Origin of the sequence: Scandinavium sp. (genome assembly GCF_036271055.1) — a bacterium.
Classification (GTDB): Bacteria; Pseudomonadota; Gammaproteobacteria; order Enterobacterales; family Enterobacteriaceae; genus Scandinavium.
In genome coordinates this window covers 129,224-149,946 of sequence record NZ_DATBBJ010000100.1, presented here as the reverse complement: position 1 = coordinate 149,946, position 20,723 = coordinate 129,224, and the positions used below count along the sequence as shown (strand labels likewise).

Below are 20,723 nucleotides of genomic sequence, written 5' to 3'. Positions count from 1 at the left end.
ATGATTTCAGGCATTTTAGCATCCCCGGGTATCGCTTTCGGCAAAGCATTGCTGCTGAAAGAAGATGAAATTGTCATCGACCGGAAGAAAATTTCTGCCGATAGCGTCGACCAGGAAGTTGAACGCTTTCTGAGTGGTCGCGCTAAGGCGTCCGCGCAGCTGGAAGCGATTAAAACGAAAGCTGGCGAAACGTTCGGCGAAGAAAAAGAAGCCATCTTCGAAGGCCACATTATGTTGCTGGAAGATGAGGAGCTGGAGCAGGAAATCATAGCCCTGATTAAAGATAAGCACATGACTGCTGATGCAGCAGCCCATGAGATTATCGAAGGTCAGGCGACTGCTCTCGAAGAGCTGGATGATGAATATCTGAAAGAACGTGCGGCTGACGTACGTGACATCGGTAAGCGCCTGATGCGCAACATCCTAGGTCTGGCAATTATCGATCTCAGCTCCATCCAGGACGAAGTTATCCTGGTCGCTAAAGATCTGACGCCATCTGAAACCGCACAGCTGAACCTGAACAAGGTGCTGGGTTTCATCACTGACATTGGTGGCCGTACCTCCCACACCTCCATCATGGCGCGTTCCCTTGAACTGCCAGCGATTGTGGGCACCGGTAGCGTGACCTCTGAAGTCAAAAATGACGACTACCTGATCCTCGATGCGGTTAACAACAAAGTCTACGTTAACCCGACTAACGACGAGATCGAAGCCCTGCGTAAGATTCAGACTCAGGTTGCTGAAGAGAAAGCAGAACTGGCAAAACTGAAAGACCTGCCAGCGATCACGCTCGACGGTCATCAGGTTGAAGTCTGTGCCAACATCGGTACTGTTCGTGATATCGACGGTGCAGAGCGCAACGGCGCAGAAGGTGTCGGCCTGTATCGTACAGAATTCCTGTTCATGGACCGTGACTCGCTGCCAACTGAAGAAGAACAGTTTGCTGCGTATAAAGCCGTTGCTGAGGCCTGTGGCTCTCAGGCGGTGATCGTCCGTACCATGGACATCGGTGGCGATAAAGAGCTGCCGTACATGAACTTTCCGAAAGAAGAGAACCCGTTCCTGGGCTGGCGTGCCATTCGTATCGCAATGGATCGTAAAGAGATCCTGCGTGATCAGGTTCGCGCTATCCTGCGTGCATCCGCTTTCGGTAAACTTCGCATCATGTTCCCGATGATCATCTCTGTTGAAGAAGTGCGTGCACTGAAAAAAGAGATCGAAATCTACAAACAGGAACTGCGTGACGAAGGTAAAGCCTTTGACGAAACAATTGAAATCGGCGTGATGGTGGAAACACCAGCCGCGGCGACCATTGCACGTCATTTGGCCAAAGAAGTTGACTTCTTTAGTATCGGAACCAATGATTTAACGCAGTACACTCTGGCAGTTGACCGTGGTAATGATATGATCTCGCATCTCTACCAGCCAATGTCACCGTCTGTCCTCACCTTGATCAAGCAAGTTATTGATGCTTCTCATGCTGAAGGCAAGTGGACTGGCATGTGTGGTGAGCTTGCAGGCGATGAACGTGCTACACTTCTGTTGCTGGGTATGGGTCTGGACGAATTCTCTATGAGCGCCATTTCCATCCCGCGCATTAAGAAGATTATCCGTAACACGAACTTCGAAGATGCGAAGGTTTTAGCAGAACAAGCTCTTGCGCAACCAACGACAGACGATTTAATGACGTTGGTGAACAAGTTCATTGAAGAAAAAACAATCTGCTAATCCACGAGATGCGGCCCAAATTACTGCTTAGGAGAAGATCATGGGTTTGTTCGATAAACTGAAATCTCTGGTTTCTGATGATAAGAAAGACACCGGAACTATTGAGATTATAGCTCCGCTCTCTGGCGAGATCGTCAATATCGAAGACGTGCCGGATGTTGTTTTTGCTGAGAAAATCGTGGGCGATGGCATTGCTATCAAACCGACCGGCAACAAAATGGTTGCGCCGGTTGACGGCACTATCGGTAAAATTTTTGAAACCAACCACGCGTTCTCTATCGAGTCCGACAGTGGTATTGAGCTGTTCGTTCACTTCGGTATCGACACCGTTGAACTGAAAGGCGAAGGTTTCAAACGTATCGCAGAAGAAGGCCAGCGCGTTAAAGTTGGCGACACGGTAATCGAGTTCGATCTGCCACTGCTGGAAGAGAAAGCCAAGTCTACCCTGACTCCGGTTGTTATCTCCAACATGGACGAAATCAAAGAACTGATCAAACTGTCCGGCAGCGTGACTGTGGGTGAAACTCCAGTTATCCGCATCAAAAAATAATTGATGCTGCATGGATAGAAAAATGGCGCCTTCGGGCGCCATTTTTGTTTCTGCTGTTGGCTGTTATCGTGGCGGTAGAATCAGCTCGTCGTAACCTTTTTCAAGCGTATACCCCATCACCTCAACCACCCGGCTTCCGGCCGCATGCACCGATTCCTGTAAGGTTTTTCCCTGTACAACGGAGCTTATCAGCTCAGAACAGAACAAATCACCCGTGCCTTTTAAATCCGTCGCGACTCGCGGCCAGCCGCTAATATCCACGCTATCTGCGGTGACCAACACCACATGAATGTCGTTATCGTCCGAAACCGGCGCACTGGTGATTGCCACCCATTTGAGCGTGTCTGAAAGCAGACCTTTTGCAGCAATAATCGCTTCATCCAGTGTGCTGCACGGTTTGCCGCTCAGCACGCCAAGCTCAAACACGTTAGGCGTAATTCCGTGCGCCAAGGGCAGTAAATGCTCACAGTAGGCTGCCGGAATTTCTGGTTTGACGTACACGCCGCTGTCGGTATCGCCGATAACCGGATCCACCAGAATCATCATCTGTGGGTGTTTTTCCTGCATCGCTTTGAGCCACTGCGCCAGAATCGCAATCTGGCTGGCACTGCCCATATAACCCGTTGTCACGGCTTTAAGCTCGCGTAATGCGTCGCGCTCTTCCAGCGCACGCAGATAGCCGCTGAACCAGTCATCGGGGATCACCCCGCCGTAGAAGGTATCGTAATGCGGCGTATTGCTGAACAACACCGTCGGCACGGCCAACACGTTCAGATTATGCTGTTTGATATTCGGCACCGCGACGCTGTTGCCCACGCTGCCATACACCACCTGAGACTGCACAGCTACGATATCAGCCTGCTGCGCTCGGGTTTTATCCCGGAATAAAATCATCTCCATGACCGTTAGATCCCCGCTCCCTGACTGTAACTCTCTTCACCGAACACGCCTGTCGACAAATAGCGATCGCCGCGATCGCAGATAATCGCCACGACCACCGCCTCCGGATTGGCCTTCGCCACCCGAATCGCACCGGCAACCGCACCACCGGAACTCACGCCGCAGAAAATGCCTTCCCGCACGGCCAGTTCACGCATGGTATTTTCCGCTTCACGTTGATGGATATCCATCACTTCGTCCACCAGCGCAGCATTAAAAATGCCCGGCATATATTCCGCAGGCCAGCGACGGATCCCCGGAATGCTGCTGCCCTCTTCCGGCTGTAAACCCACAATCGTCACCGCTTTCGCCTGCTCACGCAGAAAACGCGACACACCGGTAATGGTGCCCGTTGTGCCCATACTGGAAACGAAATGGGTGATGCGTTCGTCCGTTTGCTGCCAGATTTCCGGCCCGGTAGTGGTGTAATGCGCGTAAGGGTTATCGGGGTTGTTGAACTGGTCGAGAAGTTTGCCTTCGCCGCGCTCAGCCATTTCCAGCGCTAAATCACGCGCGCCTTCCATGCCCTGCTCTTTACTCACAAGGATAAGTTCAGCGCCGTAAGCGCGCATTGCCGCCCGGCGTTCCTGGCTCATATTGTCAGGCATCAACAACTTCATGCGATAGCCTTTCAGCGCAGCAATCATCGCCAGCGCAATGCCGGTATTGCCGCTCGTGGCTTCAATCAGCACATCGCCCGGTTTAATCTCGCCGCGCTTTTCCGCCTGCACAATCATCGACAGTGCGGCACGATCTTTCACTGACCCTGCAGGGTTATTCCCTTCAAGCTTGACCCAGATTTCACTGCCATTGTCTGGCGTGAGGCGCTGGAGCTTAACTAACGGCGTGTTGCCGATGGTGTGTTCTAATGTATTCACGCTGTTCTGCCCAATAAAAAGGCCGGGTGCGTTTCGCTTCCCCGGCCTACAAAATTCGATTTGTTGTCGTGATAACGAGTCTGTTTTTTTAAGCTATCAGGCAGACTCCGCCAGAGCAAGCTCCTCGCGGTTTTCAATGCGCGCTTTGCCGTTATAAAGACGAGCATGTTGCAGACCCACGAACAGACGATCTCCGCGTTGTGGCGCATCGTCACCACGCATGACGACAGTCAGCGCTTCATCGTACCAACCGAGCGGCTGCACGACCAATTGGGTGTAATGGCCTTTTGGACTGGCTTCCAGCACTTGTACCGGCAGCGGTGAATCCAGACTGGTGCGACGACTGACATCGATTTCCCAGGGACGCAGGAACAAATCCACCGGCCCTTGATGCGCTGGCGTGTAGCCGAGCGGCCAACGGTGCGCGCCGACGTGGAACTGTCCACCGCGAACGGTGCCTTGCAGGCGATTAACCTCGCCCATAAATTCCAGCACGAAGCGGGTCGCGGGTTCACGCCACACTTGTTCTGGCACGTCGACCTGTTCGATATTGCCCTGACTCATCACCACCACGCGATCGGCGACTTCCATCGCCTCTTCCTGATCGTGGGTCACGAACACGCTGGTGAATTTCAGTTCTTCGTGTAACTGACGCAGCCAGCGACGCAGCTCTTTACGCACCTGCGCATCGAGTGCACCAAAGGGTTCATCGAGCAGCAGAATTTGCGGTTCAACCGCCAGTGCACGGGCCAGCGCCACGCGCTGTTTTTGTCCACCTGAAAGCTGCGCAGGGAAACGGTCTGCCAAATGTGCCAGTTGAACCATTTCCAGTAATTTCGTCACTTTGGCTTTGATTTGAGTCGCATTAGGACGCTCGCGACGCGGCAGCACCGTCAGACCAAAGGCGATGTTGTCGAACACCGTCATGTGACGGAACAGCGCGTAATGCTGGAAGACAAAACCGACTTTACGATCGCGGGCATGCAAACGGCTGACGTCAGTACCCTGAAAGCGAATCTGTCCGCTGGTCTGGTGCTCCAGCCCGGCGATAATGCGCAGCAGTGTGGTTTTACCGGAACCGGACGGTCCCAGCAGCGCCACCATCTGCCCGGACGGAATATCCAGGGAGATATCATTCAGCACCTGGGTGCGCCCAAACGATTTCTTAATGCTGGCAATCTCAATGCTCATGATGCTTCTCCTGATGCGCGCGTTTTTCCTGGTTTTCCAGGCGCCACTGCACCGCACTCTTCAAAAACAGGGTCACAATCGCCATTAATGTCAGCAGGGCTGCGGCGGTAAACGACCCGACGGTGTTGTAGTCCTGCTCCAGTAATTCAATCTGCAACGGCAGCGACAGCGTTTCACCGCGAATCGAACCCGACACCACCGATACTGCACCAAATTCACCAATCGCGCGGGCGTTGGTCAGTACCACGCCGTACAACAGCGCCCAGCGAATGTTTGGCAGCGTCACGCGACGGAACATCTGCCAGCCGGACGCGCCCAACAGCACCGCCGCTTCGTCTTCGTGACTGCCCTGGCTCAACATCACCGGCACCAGTTCGCGCACCACAAACGGACAGGTAACGAAAATAGTCGCCAGCACCATGCCCGGCCAGGCAAACATCACCTGCAAATTATGTTCATCCAGCCAGCCACCGAGCGGGCCGTTCGAACCGTAAAACAGCAGATACACGAGGCCCGCCACAACAGGCGAAACCGCGAACGGAATATCCAGCAGCGTTAACAAAAGCTGACGCCCTGGGAAATTAAAGCGCGTCACCAGCCACGCCAGCAGTGTGCCAAACACCAAATTCACCGGCACGGTTATCAGCGCGATCATCACTGTCAGCCAGATAGCGTGCAGCATGTCCGGGTCAGCCAGGTTATGCAGCACCGGCATCAGCCCTTTGCTGAACGCCTGGACGAAGATATAAATCATCGGCACCAGCAGGATGAAGGCCGAAACCAACATCCCGGTGCCAATCAGAAACCATTTACCCCAGTTGATGCGGGGCGCGTCATAGCGTTTCAATTGCGTGACTTCCGCCATTAGTGACCTACCACACGTCGACCAAAGCGACTCTGCAAGGTGTTGATGGAAAACAGTAACAGCAGCGAGGCACCGAGAATCACCGAGGCAATCGCGCTCGCCGCCGGATAGTCAAACTCCTGCAAACGTACGAAAATCATCAGCGACGTCACTTCCGTTTTCCAGGCGATATTACCGGCGATAAAAATCACTGCGCCAAATTCGCCGAGGCTACGCGTAAACGACAGCGCCACACCCGCAAGCAGCGCCGGAGAAAGCTCCGGCAACACCACTTTGCGGAAGCTCTGAATACGTGTTGCGCCCAATGTCTCTGCTGCTTCTTCGTATTCTGGCCCCAACTCTTCGAGCACAGGCTGAACAGTACGCACCACAAACGGAATACTGGTGAACGCCATCGCAACGGCTATCCCAAGCCAGGTGTACGTCACTTTGATATCGAATTTCGCCAGCCATTCGCCGTAGAAACCGTTAACCGAGAACAACGACGCCAGCGTCAGACCCGCCACCGCGGTAGGCAGCGCAAAAGGTAAATCCATCAGCGCATCAAGCAGCGTACGTCCAGGGAAACGGTAGCGCGTCAGGATCCACGCCATCAGCAGGCCAAACACGCCGTTGAAAATGGACGCCACGAACGCCGACAGCAGCGTCACCTTATAGGCCGCCACCACCTGAGGATTGGTGATGACCTCCCAGTATTGCGCCCAGCTCATCTGCGCCAGCTGCATTACCAGCGCGCTAAGTGGCAGCAGTAAAATCAGGCACACGAACAGCAGACTGGTGCCGAGGCTTAAGGTAAAGCCCGGCAGCACGCGTCTGGAGGAAACAGCAAACATTACTTATGCCCCGCTGCTAACAGCTTATCCAGCTCGCCACCGCTGGCGAAATGGGTTTTCATCGCTTGCGGCCAGGAGCCGAACTGGTCTTCCACGCGGAACAAGTCAGTCTGCGGGAATTTATCTTTCAGTTTGTCCATCACGGCCGGGTTATTCACACGGTAGTAGTAATCGGTGATGATGGTCTGCGCCTGTGGGCTGTAAAGCCAGGTCAGGTAATCTTTAGCCGCTTTTTCGGTGCCATTGGCTTTGATGTTTTTGTCCACCCACGTCACCGGGAATTCAGCCAGAATGTTGGTTTTTGGCACGATGACTTCAAAACCCTGGTCTGCGTATTGTTTACGAATATTGTTCACTTCGGATTCAAAGGTGATCAGCACATCGCCGAGACCGCGCTCAACGAAGGTAGTGGTCGCACCACGACCGCCGGTATCAAACACCTGAACGTTTTTCAGGAACTGCGTCATAAACTGTTCGGTTTTAGCGTTATCGCCGCCGTCAGCCTTAGCCGCTGCGCCCCAGGCCGCCAGATAGGTATAACGACCATTACCGGATGTTTTCGGATTTGGGAAAACCAGTTGCACGTCGGTACGCACCAAATCATTCCAGTCATGGATCTGCTTCGGATTGCCCTTCCGTACCAGGAACGCCATCGTCGAATAGAACGGCGAGCTGTTGTTCGGCAAACGACTCTGCCAGTTGGCCGGGATCAGATTGCCTTTGTCGTGCAGGATTTGAACATCCGTCACCTGATTGTACGTGACCACATCGGCCTTGAGGCCCTGCAAAATCGCCAGCGCCTGTTTGGAAGAACCAGCATGGGATTGCTTGATGGTCAGCTTGTCACCGTTGTTATCCTTCGCCCACTGTTGCTGGAAGGGAGGATTAAGGGCCGCAAACAGCTCGCGGGAAACGTCATAGGAACTGTTGAGCAGTTCTGTCGCCTGTGCCTGAGCCGCCAACAGCAAGGCTGTCAGCGCCAGTGTCCCTTTTTTCAGTGATGTAACGGCCATTGCGAACCCTTATAAATGTGATGACTATCGACAGTCATAATATTTATAACGGGGATGAAAGCTGTAACGGTTTTATATACCGTTTGGTGATTTGGAAGTTTAAAACAGAATAAGGCTATTTCGACGTTCAGCGACCACACAGTTTGGTACACTCGACCAAAACCTAAAGAGGATGAACCGATGCGCCAAAGGACGATTGTCTGCCCGATTATTCAAAACAACGGTGAGTATCTGCTGTGCAAAATGGCCGATGACCGGGGCGTGTTCCCCGGACAATGGGCGCTTTCCGGCGGCGGTATGGAAGCGGGTGAAACCATGGAGCAGGCGTTGCTGCGCGAAATTGGTGAGGAACTGGGCGATAAGCTGATAATAGAGAAAATTACGCCGTGGCATTTCCGCGACGATACGCGCATCAAAACCTACGCCGACGGCACGAAAGAAGAGATCTACATGATTTACCTGATGTTCGACTGCATCAGTGCCAACCGTGACGTGACGTTTAACGAAGAGTTTCAGGAAATTGCGTGGGTCAGGCCGGAGAAGCTATGTGAGTATGATTTGAACGTGGCAACCCGCCAGACGTTTATTGATAAAGGATTGTTGTAACCGACGTATTGCCGGGCGGCGCTACGCTTGCACCGGCCTACAAATTGCCTGACCAACGCTTGTCTTGAAGGCCCGGTAAGCGCAGCGCCACCGGGCAAAACAAACGTCGAATTAAAGCGCTAACAGCTTATCAAGCGACGGCGCAAAGTAATAACCGCCAGTCACCGGTTTGGTGAAGCGCAACATTGCATCGCGCTTGCCGTCGGTATCGCCAAACATGCTCAACAACTGCTGTTCGATGTTGTACAGGCGCGCGCAGTAGGCACAGAAGTACAACCCGTGCGTCCCACTGGCGGTGCCGTACGGCAGGCTCTGGCGAACAATCTTCAGCCCTTTGCCGTTCTCTTTCAGATCGACACGTGTCAGGTGCGATGTGTCCGGACGCTCATCGCCGTCAATTTCTTCGTTAGCGACTTTGGTACGGCCAATCATCATTTCCTGATCAGGAATGCTCATGCGGTTCAGCTGTTTGAGATTGTGCTCCCAACGCTGAACAAGCACGTAGCTGCCACCCGCATCGACGCCATCGGCAATCACCGCCACATCACGACGCGTCTCAACGCCTGCCGGGTTTTCGGTGCCATCAACGAAACCGCTGAGATCACGTTCTTCGACCCAACGGAAACCGTGGTTTTCTTCTTTCACTTCAATCGCGCTACCAAACGCTTCCATAGCAGCCTGAGCGACGGAAAAATTCACGTCGTGGCGCAAAGAAAGAATGTGGATCAGCACGTCGTGTTGAGTAGCCGGAGCAAGGCCTTTGCCGTAAGGCGTGAAATCTTTAAGTTCTTCCGCACCCACACCGCCGCTCAATGCACGCCAGGTATCGTGACCGAACGCCACCACGGCCCCCAGATGCGCATCGGGGAATTTCGCTTCAAAGGTTGCCAGCTTATCGGCAAACACTTTGCTGCACTCACGCAGGGCGTTGACGTCGCCTTTTACGTTGGCTTCAATCCAAATCGCCGCACGGCAATGTTCCGGCAAAATGCCGCTCTGAACCTGAGACATCGCTCCTCCTGAACTGCTGAAAAAAAGATGCCACGAACTCGTGGCATTTAGATGGCGCGTATTATACCCGCTTTTTCAGCGCGACAGCTTGTCTATGCGCAAATTAACGACGCCAGATAATCTTGCTGACTTTCCAGAATTTCAGGGAGTCATCCGGCGGCATTAAATCCTGCGGACCGCCCCAACTGCCGCTGAACAAGTAGCTGATGTGCTGGCTGTCTTTGGCTTTACACTCAACGCCCGCACTGTCGTCACCACTGCCTTTCTCACAGTTGCCGAACGCTTTGCTGTACACATCGCTGAAATGGGTGCCAATTTTGGTGCCATCGGCGGTGGCGATATCGCTGTCCATCACGTCAATCCGGCTGATACTGCCCGCCTCACCGTTGACCACCAGCGCCACTTTGTCATCTTTCAACGCTTCAAAATACTTCACGATACTGCCGTTGCTGGTTTTCATTCCGCTACGGATACGATAATCGCCGTCCAGCGCATCGTTAATGGCCTGTTCATCTAACGGCGTAGAGGCCGTTAAATCGCCAACGCCCTGCTCAGTCACTTCCATTGAAGAGCCAAACCAGTTCCACGGCAGCGCCGATGACCAGTGCACAGAGCTGAAGCCAGAACTGACGGTGGCACAGCCGCTTAAGACCAGAGGCAGCGCACAGAGCAATAAACGCATTGATTTCATTCCAGGATCCTTTGTATGTCAAAACAACGCCAGTTGGAGTCCATAATGACAGAAAAGTGCCATTAATCCTCGTGCGGGGAAAAACAGGCGCGTAAACGGCGATTGCTGAGCAACCACCAGAGGGCAAACCCATCGAAAATGATAAGCGTAAGATCGATGCCGCTCAGCGGTTCACCTTGCCACCACAACAGCGGCTGCCAGAGCAGAAGCGCTAATTGCGCGACAATCAGCACCCAGCGCATCAGCGGCCACAAACGCGGTAGCTGATGTCGCCGCCCGCTCAGCATAAAGGCCACAACCGCAGGCACGCCTGGCAATAAGCCAAGCCAGAAATTATCGTGATCGGGATAAAACAGATTAAGCAGCGTATCGCCCTGCTGGCGCGATGCGCCTGCCATCACAAATAAAACCCAGGTTCGCGCCTGCAATAACAACACACACCAAAACAGAAAAGGCAGCCGAAGCCGCCCGTGACCATCGTACGCCGACGGTGGAAAATCAGTATTCTTCATCTTCAATTAATCGTTTACCGAGCACCACGACATCAGAATGTTCGTAGCCCAAGCGCTCGTACATGCCCTGAACCATCTCGTTATCTTCCCGCACCATGATCTGCAATTTCGGGCAGCCGCGGGCAATCAGTTTTTTCTCGAGGCGATTGAGCAATGCATTGGCGATACCGCGCCCACGGTATTCCGGGTGCACACCGAGATAATACGCCGAGCCACGGTGACCATCGTAGCCGCCCATTACTGTACCGACCACTTCGCCGTTCACTTCAGCCACCAGAAACAGGCTCACGTCATGGTTGAGCTTACGTTCAATGTCCATTTCCGGGTCGTTCCATGGGCGTAACAGGTCACAACGCTCCCAAAGCGTAATAACCTCTTCGAAATCGGTCTGGCGAAAAACGCGTATCTCCATGGTATTGCCCATCTTTTTAGGTTTAAAAACAGTGATTATGGCGTGAACGTCCTAATTATCCAATATCTGACGAATAACGGTCAAAAAAATGGCATAATGTTGCATTGTCACGTATTGAAATGAAAAGTAAAACAATTCTCATCCCGGACAGTCGTAACGGAAAAGACGATACGATATAACACATGGATTATTTATTTTTACAAATCAGGCCGCATGAGCACTTTTAAACCCCTTAAGACACTTGCATCGCGCCGCCAGGTGCTGAAAGCCGGACTGGCTGCATTGACGCTGTCTGGCATGTCCACAGCCATCGCGAAAGACGCGACGCTGAAAACCAGCAACGGTCACAGTAAACCTGCGGCGAAAAAGGCCGGAGCAAAGCGCATCGTCATGCTCGACCCAGGCCACGGCGGCATTGACACCGGGGCCATTGGTCACGGCGGCTCAAAAGAAAAACACGTGGTGTTGGCGATAGCTAAAAACGTGCGTTCAATTCTGCGCAACCACGGTATCGAAGCCCGCTTGACGCGAACCGGCGATACGTTTATTCCGTTATACGATCGCGTTGAAATCGCGCATAAGCACGGAGCCGACCTGTTTATGTCGATCCACGCAGACGGTTTTACCAACCCGAGTGCCGCCGGAGCATCCGTCTTCGCACTGTCCAATCGCGGCGCCAGTAGCGCCATGGCGAAGTATCTTTCCGATAAAGAAAACGCCGCCGATGAACTGGCCGGCAAGAAAGCGCTCGATAAAGATCATCTGCTCCAGCAAGTGCTGTTCGATCTGGTGCAAACTGACACCATTAAGAACAGCCTGACGCTCGGCTCGCATATACTGAAACAGATTAAACCGGTGCATCGCCTGCATAGCCGCAGCACTGAACAGGCCGCGTTTGTAGTGCTCAAATCGCCATCAATCCCGTCTGTTCTGGTGGAAACCTCTTTTATCACCAACCCAGGTGAAGAGAAACTGCTCGGCACCAGCGCGTTTCGCCAGAAAATTGCCAACGCGATTGCGTCCGGCATCATCAGTTATTTCAACTGGTTTGATAATCAGAAAGCGCACGTGAAGAGACGTTAATGAAACCGGATGCCACGCAAGTAAAAGCCTTTTTACTGGAACTCCAGGATCGCATCTGCCGGCAGCTCGCAGCGGTCGATGGAAACGCGTTTGTCGAAGATAGCTGGGAACGTGAAGCCGGTGGCGGCGGGCGCAGTCGTGTCCTGCGCGACGGCGGCGTGTTTGAACAAGCTGGCGTGAATTTCAGCCATGTTTACGGCGATGCCATGCCTGCGTCTGCAACAGCGCACCGTCCGGAACTGGCTGGTCGCAGCTTTGAAGCGATGGGCGTCTCTCTCGTTGTGCATCCGCGTAATCCATTCGTCCCCACCAGCCACGCGAACGTGCGTTTCTTTATCGCTGAGAAACCGGGTGCCGATCCGGTATGGTGGTTTGGCGGTGGTTTTGATTTAACGCCCTACTACGGTTTTGAACAAGATGCGGTGCACTGGCACAGCGTTGCCCGCGATCTCTGCATTCCCTTCGGCGAAGACGTTTATCCTCGCTACAAAAAATGGTGTGACGACTACTTCTTCCTGAAACATCGCAACGAGCAACGCGGCATTGGCGGCCTGTTCTTTGACGATCTCAATACGCCCGATTTCGACCACTGCTTTGCGTTTATGCAGGCCGTTGGCGACGGTTTTACCGATGCGTACTTGCCGATTGTTGAGCGCCGTAAAGCGCTGGAATACAGCGAGCGTGAGCGCGATTTCCAGCTTTATCGCCGGGGTCGTTATGTGGAATTCAATCTTGTGTGGGATCGCGGCACGTTGTTCGGTTTACAGACCGGAGGGCGCACGGAGTCGATTCTGATGTCGATGCCGCCGCTGGTGCGCTGGGAGTATAACTACCAGCCAGAAGAAGGCAGCCCGGAGGCTGCCTTGAGTGAGTTTATTAAAGTACGAGACTGGATTTAACGCCGGGCGGCGAAACGTCGCCCGACAGTTTCCATCACAACGGCTGTGTCTGCGCCTCAACCACTGCCAGCGCGACCATATTCACGATACGGCGAACGGAAGCGATTGGCGTCAGAATGTGTATCGGTTTTGCCACACCCATCAACACAGGCCCAACCGTCACCCCTTCAGAACTGGACACGCGCAGCAGGTTGTAGCTGATACGCGCCGCTTCCATATTCGGCATCACCAGAATGTTCGCCGCGCCTTTCAGCGGGCTGTCCGGCATCCGCTCCAGACGAATACTTTCCACCAGCGCCGCATCGCCATGCATTTCACCATCAATCATCAGATCGGGATCACTGGCGCGAACCAGATCGAGGGTGTTACGCATTTTGGTTGCTGCCGCACAATTGGAAGAGCCGAAGTTAGAATGCGACAGTAGCGCCACACGCGGTTCGATACCAAAACGACGCACGGTTTCTGCCGCCATCAACGTGATTTCCGCTAACTGTTCCGGGGTCGGATCTTCATTGACGTAAGTATCGGCGATAAACGTGTTACCGCTTGGCAGCAGCAGCGCGTTCATTGCCCCGGCGGTATGCACGCCGTCGCGGTAGCCAAACAACTGCTGAATCACGCTGAAATGCTCGTGATAATCGCCGATGGTCCCGCAAATCAGCGCATCCGCTTCACCGCGCTGAACCATGATCGCGCCGATCACCGTGGTGTTGCTGATCACATGACGCTGCGCCTGCTCCTGGGTGATGCCCCGGCGCTTCATGATGTTGTAGTACTCCATCCAGTACTCTTTGAAGCGCGGATCGGATTCATTGTTCACAATGTCGAAATCGACGCCCGGCTTCATTTGCAGGCCCAGTTTCTGCAAACGCATTTCAATCACGTTCGGGCGACCAATCAGAATTGGCTTCGCAAGACCGAGGGTGATCAGTTCCTGCGTCGCGTGCAGCACGCGAGTGTCTTCTCCTTCCGCCAGCACCACGCGCTTCGGCTCTTTGCGCGCCTGCGAGAAAATCGGCTTCATGAACAGGTTGGTTTTATAAACGAACTCGCTCAGCTTCTCTTCATAGGCCCCAAAATCGGTTATCGGACGCGTCGCCACACCGGAATCCATCGCCGCTTTGGCGACTGCCGGAGCAATTTTCACAATCAGACGCGGATCAAACGGTTTTGGAATAATGTAGTCAGGCCCAAAACTCAGATCCTGATCGCCATAGGCCGACGCCACCACTTCACTTTGTTCAGCGAGTGCCAGTTCAGCAATGGCATGTACCGCCGCCAGTTTCATCTCTTCGTTGATAGCCGTCGCGCCAACGTCCAGCGCGCCACGGAAGATGAACGGGAAGCACAGCACATTGTTGACCTGGTTCGGATAGTCAGAGCGCCCGGTGCAGATGATCGCATCCGGACGCACTTCTTTCGCCAGCGGTGGCAGAATTTCCGGTTCCGGGTTCGCCAGCGCCAGAATCATTGGCGCACGTGCCATTTTCTTGACCATTTCCTGGGTCAGCACTTTCGGGCCAGAACAGCCGAGGAAAATGTCCGCGCCTTCAATCACGTCATCAAGCGTTCGTTTGCCGTCATCATCCACTGCATAAGCCGCTTTGGTTTCCGCCATATTCGGCTCGCGATCTTTGTAGATAACCCCTTTCGAGTCGCAGACCACGATGTTGTGTTTCTGCATGCCGAGCACCACCAGCAGATTCATACAGGCAATCGCCGCCGCGCCCGCGCCAGACACCACCATGCGCACGTCTGACAGATTTTTTTCTACCACGCGCAGGCCATTAAGGATGGCTGCGGTACTGATGATCGCCGTGCCGTGCTGATCGTCGTGGAAAACCGGGATCTTCATGCGCTCACGCAGTTTCTGCTCGATGTAGAAACATTCTGGCGCTTTGATGTCTTCGAGGTTAATGCCGCCGAACGTCGGTTCGAGTGCCGCCACGACATTAATAAATTTATCCGGGTCGAGTTCATCCACTTCAATGTCGAAAACGTCAATCCCGGCAAATTTTTTGAACAGTACGCCCTTACCTTCCATCACCGGTTTTCCGGCCAGCGCCCCGATATTACCTAATCCGAGCACCGCTGTGCCGTTCGATACCACCGCCACCAGGTTGCCACGAGCGGTGTATTTGAAGGCTGCCAGCGGGTCTTTTTCGATTTCAAGACAGGGTGCCGCGACACCTGGCGAATAGGCCAGTGCCAGATCACGCTGCGTGGCAAGCGGCTTGGTTGGTGAAACCTGAATTTTTCCCGGAGTCGGGAATTCGTGGAAATCGAGAGCGCTTTGTTTTAACTGGTCATCCATTTGATGTTCCTTTCACGTCACGTATTAGGAGAAAAATGTTCCCGGTGCTAACCCCTGAGTATCCCCTTTCGCGGTTTCGTAAACTTTGAAGGCCGCCATACTCTTGTCAACAAAACGTCATTTTGTTAGTAATTTTTAACACTCTTGTTAAGGGCTATCGTAAAACAAGGCGGCGACCGTCTGCTATGCTTTTGAGTTAAGCATGACCTGAATTCCCCCGAAGCGCACACGAGTTCCCTCGTATAACGCTTTGCTTTCTAAGGAGTCTCTTTTCATGAACCAGCTAGACGGAATCAAAAAGTTCACCACCGTGGTCGCTGACAGCGGCGATATCGAATCCATTCGCCACTATCAGCCGGAAGATGCCACCACCAACCCCTCATTGCTGCTAAAAGCCGCCGGGCTTGAGAATTATGGTCATCTGCTTGATGACGCAGTCTCCTACGCCAAAAAGCAGGGGGCCAGCCGCGAACAGCAGGTGATCGACGCCTGCGACAAACTGGCCGTTAATTTCGGTGCGGAAATTCTGAAAAGCATTCCCGGACGCGTATCTACCGAAGTCGATGCGCGACTGTCCTTCGATAAAGACAAAAGCATCGCCAAAGCGCGCCATCTGGTGGAACTGTATGCCGAGCAAGGAATCGATAAATCGCGAATTCTGATTAAACTCGCCTCCACCTGGGAAGGTATTCGCGCCGCCGAAGTGCTGGAGAAAGAAGGCATTCATTGCAACTTGACACTGCTGTTCTCGTTTGCTCAGGCACGCGCCTGCGCCGAAGCTGGCGTGTTCCTGATTTCCCCGTTTGTCGGGCGTATATACGACTGGTATCAACAGCGCGAGCCGATGGACCCCTACGTGGTGGAAGAAGATCCTGGCGTGAAATCAGTGCGCAATATCTACGATTACTTCAAACAGCATCGCTATGAAACCGTGGTGATGGGCGCGAGTTTCCGCCGTATTGAACAAATCCTGGCGCTGGCGGGCTGTGACAGGCTGACCATCGCCCCGCCGCTGCTGAAGGAATTGCAGGAAAAAGACGCCCCGGTCACACGCAAACTGATCCCGACTGCGCAGTCCTTTACTCGCCCTGTTCCGCTCACGGAAGCGCAATTCCGTTGGGAACATAATCAGGATCCGATGGCGGTGGACAAACTGGCGGACGGTATTCGCCTGTTCGCCGTTGACCAGCGCAAACTTGAAGACTTGCTTGCCGCCAAACTGTAACTTTTGCCACGGAGTATGAATATGTCCCGTAGAGAGCTTGCCAACGCGATTCGCGCCCTGAGTATGGACGCCGTGCAGAAAGCCAATTCCGGTCATCCGGGTGCGCCCATGGGGATGGCGGATATTGCCGAAGTGTTGTGGAATGATTTCCTCAAACATAACCCGACCGATCCGCACTGGTACGATCGCGACCGCTTTATTTTATCTAACGGTCACGCCTCGATGCTGCTATACAGCCTGTTACACCTGACCGGTTACGATCTGCCGATGGAAGAGCTAAAAAACTTCCGCCAACTCCATTCCAAAACGCCGGGACACCCCGAAATTGGTTATACGCCAGGCATCGAAACGACAACCGGCCCGTTAGGGCAAGGGCTGGCAAACGCCGTCGGGATGGCGATTTCCGAACGCACGCTGGCGGCGCAGTTTAATCAGCCGGACCATGACATCGTCGACCACTTCACCTACGTATTTATGGGCGATGGCTGTCTGATGGAAGGCATTTCGCACGAAGCGTGTTCGCTGGCCGGCACGCTGGGGCTCGGCAAATTGATTGGTTTCTACGATCACAACGGCATTTCGATTGACGGCGAAACCGACGGCTGGTTTACCGATGACACCGCCAAACGCTTCGAGGCGTACCATTGGCACGTAGTGCATGAAATCGACGGGCACGACCCGGAAGCGGTGAAAAAAGCGATCATCGAAGCGCAAGGCGTGAAGGACAAACCGTCGCTGATTATTTGTCGTACAGTGATTGGTTTCGGCTCGCCAAATAAGGCCGGGAAAGAAGAGTCGCACGGCGCGGCGCTCGGCGAAGAAGAAGTCGCGCTGGCGCGTAAACAGCTCGGCTGGAAATACCCGGCCTTTGAAATCCCGAAAGAGATTTATCAGGGCTGGGACGCGCATCAGAAAGGCGAGAAAGCGCAGCAGGGCTGGAATGAAAAACTGGCGGCTTACAAGAAAGTGCATCCAGAGTTGGCTGCGGAATTTTTGCGCCGTATGAGCGGTGAAATGCCGGAAGAATGGCAGGACACATCGCAAGCGTACATTGAAAAATTGCAGTCTGAACCGGCCAAAATTGCCAGCCGTAAAGCCTCGCAAAACACGCTGAATGCGTTTGGTCCGCATCTGCCGGAACTGTTAGGCGGTTCAGCGGATCTCGCGCCGAGTAACCTGACTATCTGGAAAGATTCGGTTTCGCTGAAAGAAGATCACGCCGGAAATTACATTCACTACGGTGTGCGTGAATTTGGCATGACAGCCATCGCCAACGGGATAGCCCATCACGGCGGCTTTGTGCCGTACACCGCTACATTTCTGATGTTTGTCGAATATGCCCGCAACGCGGCGCGTATGGCGGCGCTGATGAAAGCACGGCAAATTATGGTCTACACCCATGATTCCATTGGTCTTGGTGAAGATGGCCCGACGCACCAGGCGGTTGAACAACTCGCCAGCCTGCGCCTGACGCCGAACTTCAGCACCTGGCGGCCTTGCGATCAGGTTGAGACGGCGGTTGCGTGGAAAGCAGCCATTGAACGCCATACCGGGCCAACGGCGCTGATCCTTTCTCGTCAAAATCTGGCGCAAATGGAGCGCACGCCGGATCAGGTGAAAGCGATCGCACGCGGCGGCTACGTGCTGAAAGATGCAGGCGGAAAACCAGATTTGATTCTGATAGCAACAGGTTCGGAACTGGAAATCACCGTGCTGGCGGCAGAAAAGCTGCGCGCCGACGGCCACAGCGTGCGCGTGGTGTCGCTGCCGTCAACCGATGTGTTTGATGCGCAGGACGAGGAATATCGTGAATCGGTTCTGCCTTCGGATGTGTCTGCTCGTGTCGCAGTCGAAGCCGGGATTGCGGATTACTGGTACAAATACGTTGGGCTGAAAGGTGCGATTGTCGGCATGACCACCTTCGGCGAATCCGCCCCCGCCGATAAGCTGTTCCCGTTCTTCGGCTTTACCGTAGAGAACATTGTCGCGAAGGCGAAGAAGGTGCTCGGGAAATCATGATGCACAGCGCCCGGTGGCGGCTTGCGCCTGACCGGGCCTACAAAACCACCACCGCGCTGATGCCAGCAACGGCATCACGTAGGCCCGATAAGACGCAATGCGTCGCCATCGGGCAGGGAGATTAGCGCGTGATCCACAGCGTGGGCCAGGCATCTGGCCCTTGCCAGTTATCGCAGGCCGGTTGTCCGGCGTAGCGCACCAGACGGAAGCGCTGACCATCGTAGCGCCAGCGCGTTTGCACGCCACAATCGCCCTGACCGCGGCTTTTATCCAGCGTTGCCAGTTCACGGGTTTTGTCGTTAAACGTCAGATTGACAAGCTCTATGTCGCGATCTTCGCTGTCCGGCGGCTGAAACGGCAAACGTAAACGCACCGCCTGAGCAACAAACGGCTTATGCCGTGTCACCAGCCATGCGCGATAAATCGTGTTGTACGCCCCCGATTCACAACTCAACATCAGCAACGCTTTATCGTCGGTAAGCGGTGTGACCCAAATTTCGCGGCGCAGCGGGTCGAGCGAACACTGGCTGCTGCTCATGCGCAAACTGCCATAATCCAGCAGCTCATTGAACTCTTCATGGCTGAACGGCGTGGGTGTCGGGTTGACCTTCGCAACCGATTTCAGCGCGGGTGCAGGCGGTACGCTTAGCGGCGGTTCAGCGCCCTTGCCTATCCACGCCGTTTCGCTGCCGACGCGTTTCTGCTGATCATCGATAAACAACAGCGCCGCTTTCAGCCCTTGCAGGGAAATGCTTTGTGTTCCCTGAACCAGCGTCAGCAACTGTCCTTCCTGAATATGCTGGAGAAACGCGGTGATCGTCTGGTTATCACCCGTGCTAAAACGCCATGGCGTAATCTTCCAGTGTTCACCCGCCAGTTTTACCGGTGAGCCGTCGATCAACAGACGTGTCGAGATGGAGGGAATTTTCGGCAGCAGATTTTCCGGGCCGCCCAGTTCGATACGCAACGTGGAATCATTATGCGCGCCCGCGCTGCGGGTCAGGGTCATCACCAGCCCGTGATGCAGGCCAATGTTGCGAGCGGTACAAAAATTCTGATTATTGCAGGTGACCTGCCAGTCGCTGAATTCCTGTTGCACAGGCGCAGCCCACGTCAGCGATGACGACAACGCGGTCAGCAGCAGAAGGAAAAGCAGACGGTAAGACACGAGATGACCCCAGAAGAGAAAAACGCCGATTACTGCGCGTATCCTCACCTGGCGACCACCTTTTACTCAATCGGATTAGTCCATTAAACCGACGTTTTGCAGATATTGCAGCAGGATGACGGCTTTACCATCACGGATCTCGCCATTTTTGACCATCGCAAGTGCGCGCTCAAACGGCATTTCCAGCACATCGATATCTTCATCTTCTACACCGCCACCCGCGGTTGTACGCAGATTGTCGTGATATTCAGCGATAAAGAAATGCACGAGTTCGGTCACGCCACCAGGTGACATATACAGCTCGAAAACTTTGCGCACCTCGTCGACCTGATAGCCGGTTTCTTCCACCGCTTCTTTGCGAATGCAGACTTCCGGTTCGTCGTCATCAAGCAGCCCGGCGCAGGTTTCAATCAGTCTGCCATCGGTATTGCCATTAACCCACGTCGCAACGCGGAACTGGCGCACCAGCACCACCGTTTTCTGCTGCGGGTTGTACAGCAGGATCGTCGCCCCATTGCCGCGATCGTAGACCTCACGCTTGTGGCGCACCACTTCACCATCGTTGCGCGTCAAATCGTAGGTGATGTTGCGCAGCACAAAGTAATTTTCCGACAGGATTTGGTCTTTGATGATTTCGATATTAAATGACATTACGGCTCCACAGCGTCAGAATTCGCGTTCAAGTCTACCCGCCGTAACACGATTTGTCGTTACGCTGGTTTGATGAAAGTTATGTATGCTTATGCAGGAAAGCGGCATGATAATTTACACTATCTCCTTAATTTC

General features: G+C 53.9%; 20 protein-coding genes. 7 read left to right on the top strand and 13 right to left on the bottom strand.

Annotated features, from left to right (window positions below; all coding sequences use genetic code 11):
• Complete coding sequence (gene ptsI, locus VH187_RS21710; RefSeq protein WP_329703506.1) at window positions 1-1,728, top strand: phosphoenolpyruvate-protein phosphotransferase PtsI; 1,728 nt, start codon at window positions 1-3, stop codon at window positions 1,726-1,728.
• 40 nt (window positions 1,729-1,768) lie between these two features.
• Window positions 1,769-2,278: a PTS glucose transporter subunit IIA gene (gene crr, locus VH187_RS21705; protein ID WP_097333298.1), complete on the top strand. Its 510-nt coding sequence runs from the start codon at window positions 1,769-1,771 to the stop codon at window positions 2,276-2,278.
• 63 nt (window positions 2,279-2,341) lie between these two features.
• Here the strand turns inward: crr and pdxK are convergent, their stop codons facing one another.
• From pdxK to cysP, 6 genes are all read right to left on the bottom strand, one after another.
• Window positions 2,342-3,178 (bottom strand): pyridoxine/pyridoxal/pyridoxamine kinase, encoded by an 837-nt coding sequence (gene pdxK, locus VH187_RS21700; protein WP_329703505.1) that lies wholly within the window; start codon window positions 3,176-3,178, stop codon window positions 2,342-2,344.
• Between the two features lie 5 nt (window positions 3,179-3,183).
• On the bottom strand, window positions 3,184-4,095 hold the full coding sequence (gene cysM / locus VH187_RS21695; protein ID WP_329703504.1) for a cysteine synthase CysM: 912 nt from the start codon (window positions 4,093-4,095) through the stop codon (window positions 3,184-3,186).
• A gap of 96 nt (window positions 4,096-4,191) precedes the next feature.
• A complete protein-coding gene (gene cysA, locus VH187_RS21690) occupies window positions 4,192-5,286 on the bottom strand; it encodes a sulfate/thiosulfate ABC transporter ATP-binding protein CysA (RefSeq protein ID WP_329703503.1) in 1,095 nt (364 codons plus the stop codon).
• Window positions 5,276-6,151 carry a sulfate/thiosulfate ABC transporter permease CysW gene (gene cysW, locus VH187_RS21685; RefSeq protein ID WP_329703502.1) on the bottom strand — a complete coding sequence of 292 codons (876 nt, stop codon included), beginning with the start codon at window positions 6,149-6,151 and terminating at the stop codon, window positions 5,276-5,278. The genes cysA and cysW overlap by 11 nt, the downstream gene beginning before the upstream one ends.
• Window positions 6,151-6,984 (bottom strand): sulfate/thiosulfate ABC transporter permease CysT, encoded by an 834-nt coding sequence (cysT, locus tag VH187_RS21680; protein WP_319628066.1) that lies wholly within the window; start codon window positions 6,982-6,984, stop codon window positions 6,151-6,153. Before cysT ends, cysW begins: the two co-directional genes overlap by 1 nt.
• Entirely contained in the window at window positions 6,984-7,997 is a 1,014-nt protein-coding gene (gene cysP, locus VH187_RS21675) for a thiosulfate ABC transporter substrate-binding protein CysP (RefSeq protein WP_329703501.1), read from the bottom strand. Before cysP ends, cysT begins: the two co-directional genes overlap by 1 nt.
• A 180-nt stretch (window positions 7,998-8,177) precedes the next feature.
• On the opposite strand from cysP, the gene nudI reads away from it, so the two are divergent.
• The gene (gene nudI, locus VH187_RS21670) at window positions 8,178-8,603 is read left to right on the top strand and encodes a nucleoside triphosphatase NudI (RefSeq protein ID WP_329703500.1); all 426 of its coding nucleotides are present in this window, start codon (window positions 8,178-8,180) and stop codon (window positions 8,601-8,603) included.
• 111 nt (window positions 8,604-8,714) lie between these two features.
• Here the strand turns inward: nudI and VH187_RS21665 are convergent, their stop codons facing one another.
• The 4 genes from VH187_RS21665 to VH187_RS21650 all read right to left on the bottom strand — a co-directional run bounded on the left by VH187_RS21665 (window position 8,715) and on the right by VH187_RS21650 (window position 11,229).
• Window positions 8,715-9,614, bottom strand: a complete 900-nt coding sequence (locus VH187_RS21665; RefSeq protein WP_329703499.1) for a Dyp-type peroxidase — start codon at window positions 9,612-9,614, stop codon at window positions 8,715-8,717.
• 103 nt (window positions 9,615-9,717) lie between these two features.
• Complete coding sequence (locus VH187_RS21660; RefSeq protein ID WP_329703498.1) at window positions 9,718-10,305, bottom strand: RpoE-regulated lipoprotein; 588 nt, start codon at window positions 10,303-10,305, stop codon at window positions 9,718-9,720.
• A 62-nt stretch (window positions 10,306-10,367) separates the two neighbouring features.
• Entirely contained in the window at window positions 10,368-10,817 is a 450-nt protein-coding gene (locus tag VH187_RS21655; RefSeq protein WP_329703497.1) for a DUF2919 domain-containing protein, read from the bottom strand.
• Entirely contained in the window at window positions 10,804-11,229 is a 426-nt protein-coding gene (locus VH187_RS21650; RefSeq protein ID WP_329703496.1) for a GNAT family acetyltransferase, read from the bottom strand. The genes VH187_RS21655 and VH187_RS21650 overlap by 14 nt, the downstream gene beginning before the upstream one ends.
• A 213-nt stretch (window positions 11,230-11,442) precedes the next feature.
• On the opposite strand from VH187_RS21650, the gene amiA reads away from it, so the two are divergent.
• Both amiA and hemF read left to right on the top strand, forming a co-directional pair.
• Entirely contained in the window at window positions 11,443-12,312 is an 870-nt protein-coding gene (gene amiA / locus VH187_RS21645) for an N-acetylmuramoyl-L-alanine amidase AmiA (protein ID WP_329703495.1), read from the top strand.
• A complete protein-coding gene (gene hemF / locus VH187_RS21640; RefSeq protein WP_329703494.1) occupies window positions 12,312-13,211 on the top strand; it encodes an oxygen-dependent coproporphyrinogen oxidase in 900 nt (299 codons plus the stop codon). The genes amiA and hemF overlap by 1 nt, the downstream gene beginning before the upstream one ends.
• A gap of 34 nt (window positions 13,212-13,245) precedes the next feature.
• Here hemF and maeB read toward each other — a convergent pair whose 3' ends face one another.
• Complete coding sequence (gene maeB / locus VH187_RS21635) at window positions 13,246-15,525, bottom strand: NADP-dependent oxaloacetate-decarboxylating malate dehydrogenase (RefSeq protein WP_329703493.1); 2,280 nt, start codon at window positions 15,523-15,525, stop codon at window positions 13,246-13,248.
• A 274-nt stretch (window positions 15,526-15,799) separates the two neighbouring features.
• Between maeB and tal the strand changes: the two genes are divergently transcribed.
• Together tal and tkt are read left to right on the top strand one after the other, a co-directional pair.
• Window positions 15,800-16,750 carry a transaldolase gene (gene tal, locus VH187_RS21630; protein WP_329703492.1) on the top strand — a complete coding sequence of 317 codons (951 nt, stop codon included), beginning with the start codon at window positions 15,800-15,802 and terminating at the stop codon, window positions 16,748-16,750.
• Window positions 16,751-16,771: 21 nt separating this feature from the next.
• Window positions 16,772-18,769, top strand: a complete 1,998-nt coding sequence (tkt, locus tag VH187_RS21625) for a transketolase (RefSeq protein WP_329703491.1) — start codon at window positions 16,772-16,774, stop codon at window positions 18,767-18,769.
• Window positions 18,770-18,890: 121 nt separating this feature from the next.
• Here the strand turns inward: tkt and VH187_RS21620 are convergent, their stop codons facing one another.
• Together VH187_RS21620 and nudK are read right to left on the bottom strand one after the other, a co-directional pair.
• Complete coding sequence (locus tag VH187_RS21620) at window positions 18,891-19,937, bottom strand: DUF1176 domain-containing protein (protein WP_329703490.1); 1,047 nt, start codon at window positions 19,935-19,937, stop codon at window positions 18,891-18,893.
• A gap of 75 nt (window positions 19,938-20,012) precedes the next feature.
• Window positions 20,013-20,588 (bottom strand): GDP-mannose pyrophosphatase NudK, encoded by a 576-nt coding sequence (gene nudK / locus VH187_RS21615; RefSeq protein WP_329703489.1) that lies wholly within the window; start codon window positions 20,586-20,588, stop codon window positions 20,013-20,015.
• Between the last annotated feature and the right edge of the window lie 135 nt (window positions 20,589-20,723).

Excerpts from the sequence above, each read along its gene's own strand:
- ptsI (WP_329703506.1), top strand. The coding sequence starts at position 1 with ATGATTTCAGGCATTTTAGCATCCCCGGGTATCGCTTTCGGCAAAGCA.
- crr (WP_097333298.1), top strand. The coding sequence starts at position 1,769 with ATGGGTTTGTTCGATAAACTGAAATCTCTGGTTTCTGATGATAAGAAA.
- pdxK (WP_329703505.1), bottom strand. The coding sequence starts at position 3,178 with ATGGAGATGATTTTATTCCGGGATAAAACCCGAGCGCAGCAGGCTGAT.
- cysA (WP_329703503.1), bottom strand. The coding sequence starts at position 5,286 with ATGAGCATTGAGATTGCCAGCATTAAGAAATCGTTTGGGCGCACCCAG.
- cysW (WP_329703502.1), bottom strand. The coding sequence starts at position 6,151 with ATGGCGGAAGTCACGCAATTGAAACGCTATGACGCGCCCCGCATCAAC.
- cysT (WP_319628066.1), bottom strand. The coding sequence starts at position 6,984 with ATGTTTGCTGTTTCCTCCAGACGCGTGCTGCCGGGCTTTACCTTAAGC.
- cysP (WP_329703501.1), bottom strand. The coding sequence starts at position 7,997 with ATGGCCGTTACATCACTGAAAAAAGGGACACTGGCGCTGACAGCCTTG.
- nudI (WP_329703500.1), top strand. The coding sequence starts at position 8,178 with ATGCGCCAAAGGACGATTGTCTGCCCGATTATTCAAAACAACGGTGAG.
- VH187_RS21665 (WP_329703499.1), bottom strand. The coding sequence starts at position 9,614 with ATGTCTCAGGTTCAGAGCGGCATTTTGCCGGAACATTGCCGTGCGGCG.
- VH187_RS21660 (WP_329703498.1), bottom strand. The coding sequence starts at position 10,305 with ATGAAATCAATGCGTTTATTGCTCTGTGCGCTGCCTCTGGTCTTAAGC.
- VH187_RS21655 (WP_329703497.1), bottom strand. The coding sequence starts at position 10,817 with ATGAAGAATACTGATTTTCCACCGTCGGCGTACGATGGTCACGGGCGG.
- VH187_RS21650 (WP_329703496.1), bottom strand. The coding sequence starts at position 11,229 with ATGGAGATACGCGTTTTTCGCCAGACCGATTTCGAAGAGGTTATTACG.
- amiA (WP_329703495.1), top strand. The coding sequence starts at position 11,443 with ATGAGCACTTTTAAACCCCTTAAGACACTTGCATCGCGCCGCCAGGTG.
- hemF (WP_329703494.1), top strand. The coding sequence starts at position 12,312 with ATGAAACCGGATGCCACGCAAGTAAAAGCCTTTTTACTGGAACTCCAG.
- maeB (WP_329703493.1), bottom strand. The coding sequence starts at position 15,525 with ATGGATGACCAGTTAAAACAAAGCGCTCTCGATTTCCACGAATTCCCG.
- tal (WP_329703492.1), top strand. The coding sequence starts at position 15,800 with ATGAACCAGCTAGACGGAATCAAAAAGTTCACCACCGTGGTCGCTGAC.
- tkt (WP_329703491.1), top strand. The coding sequence starts at position 16,772 with ATGTCCCGTAGAGAGCTTGCCAACGCGATTCGCGCCCTGAGTATGGAC.
- nudK (WP_329703489.1), bottom strand. The coding sequence starts at position 20,588 with ATGTCATTTAATATCGAAATCATCAAAGACCAAATCCTGTCGGAAAAT.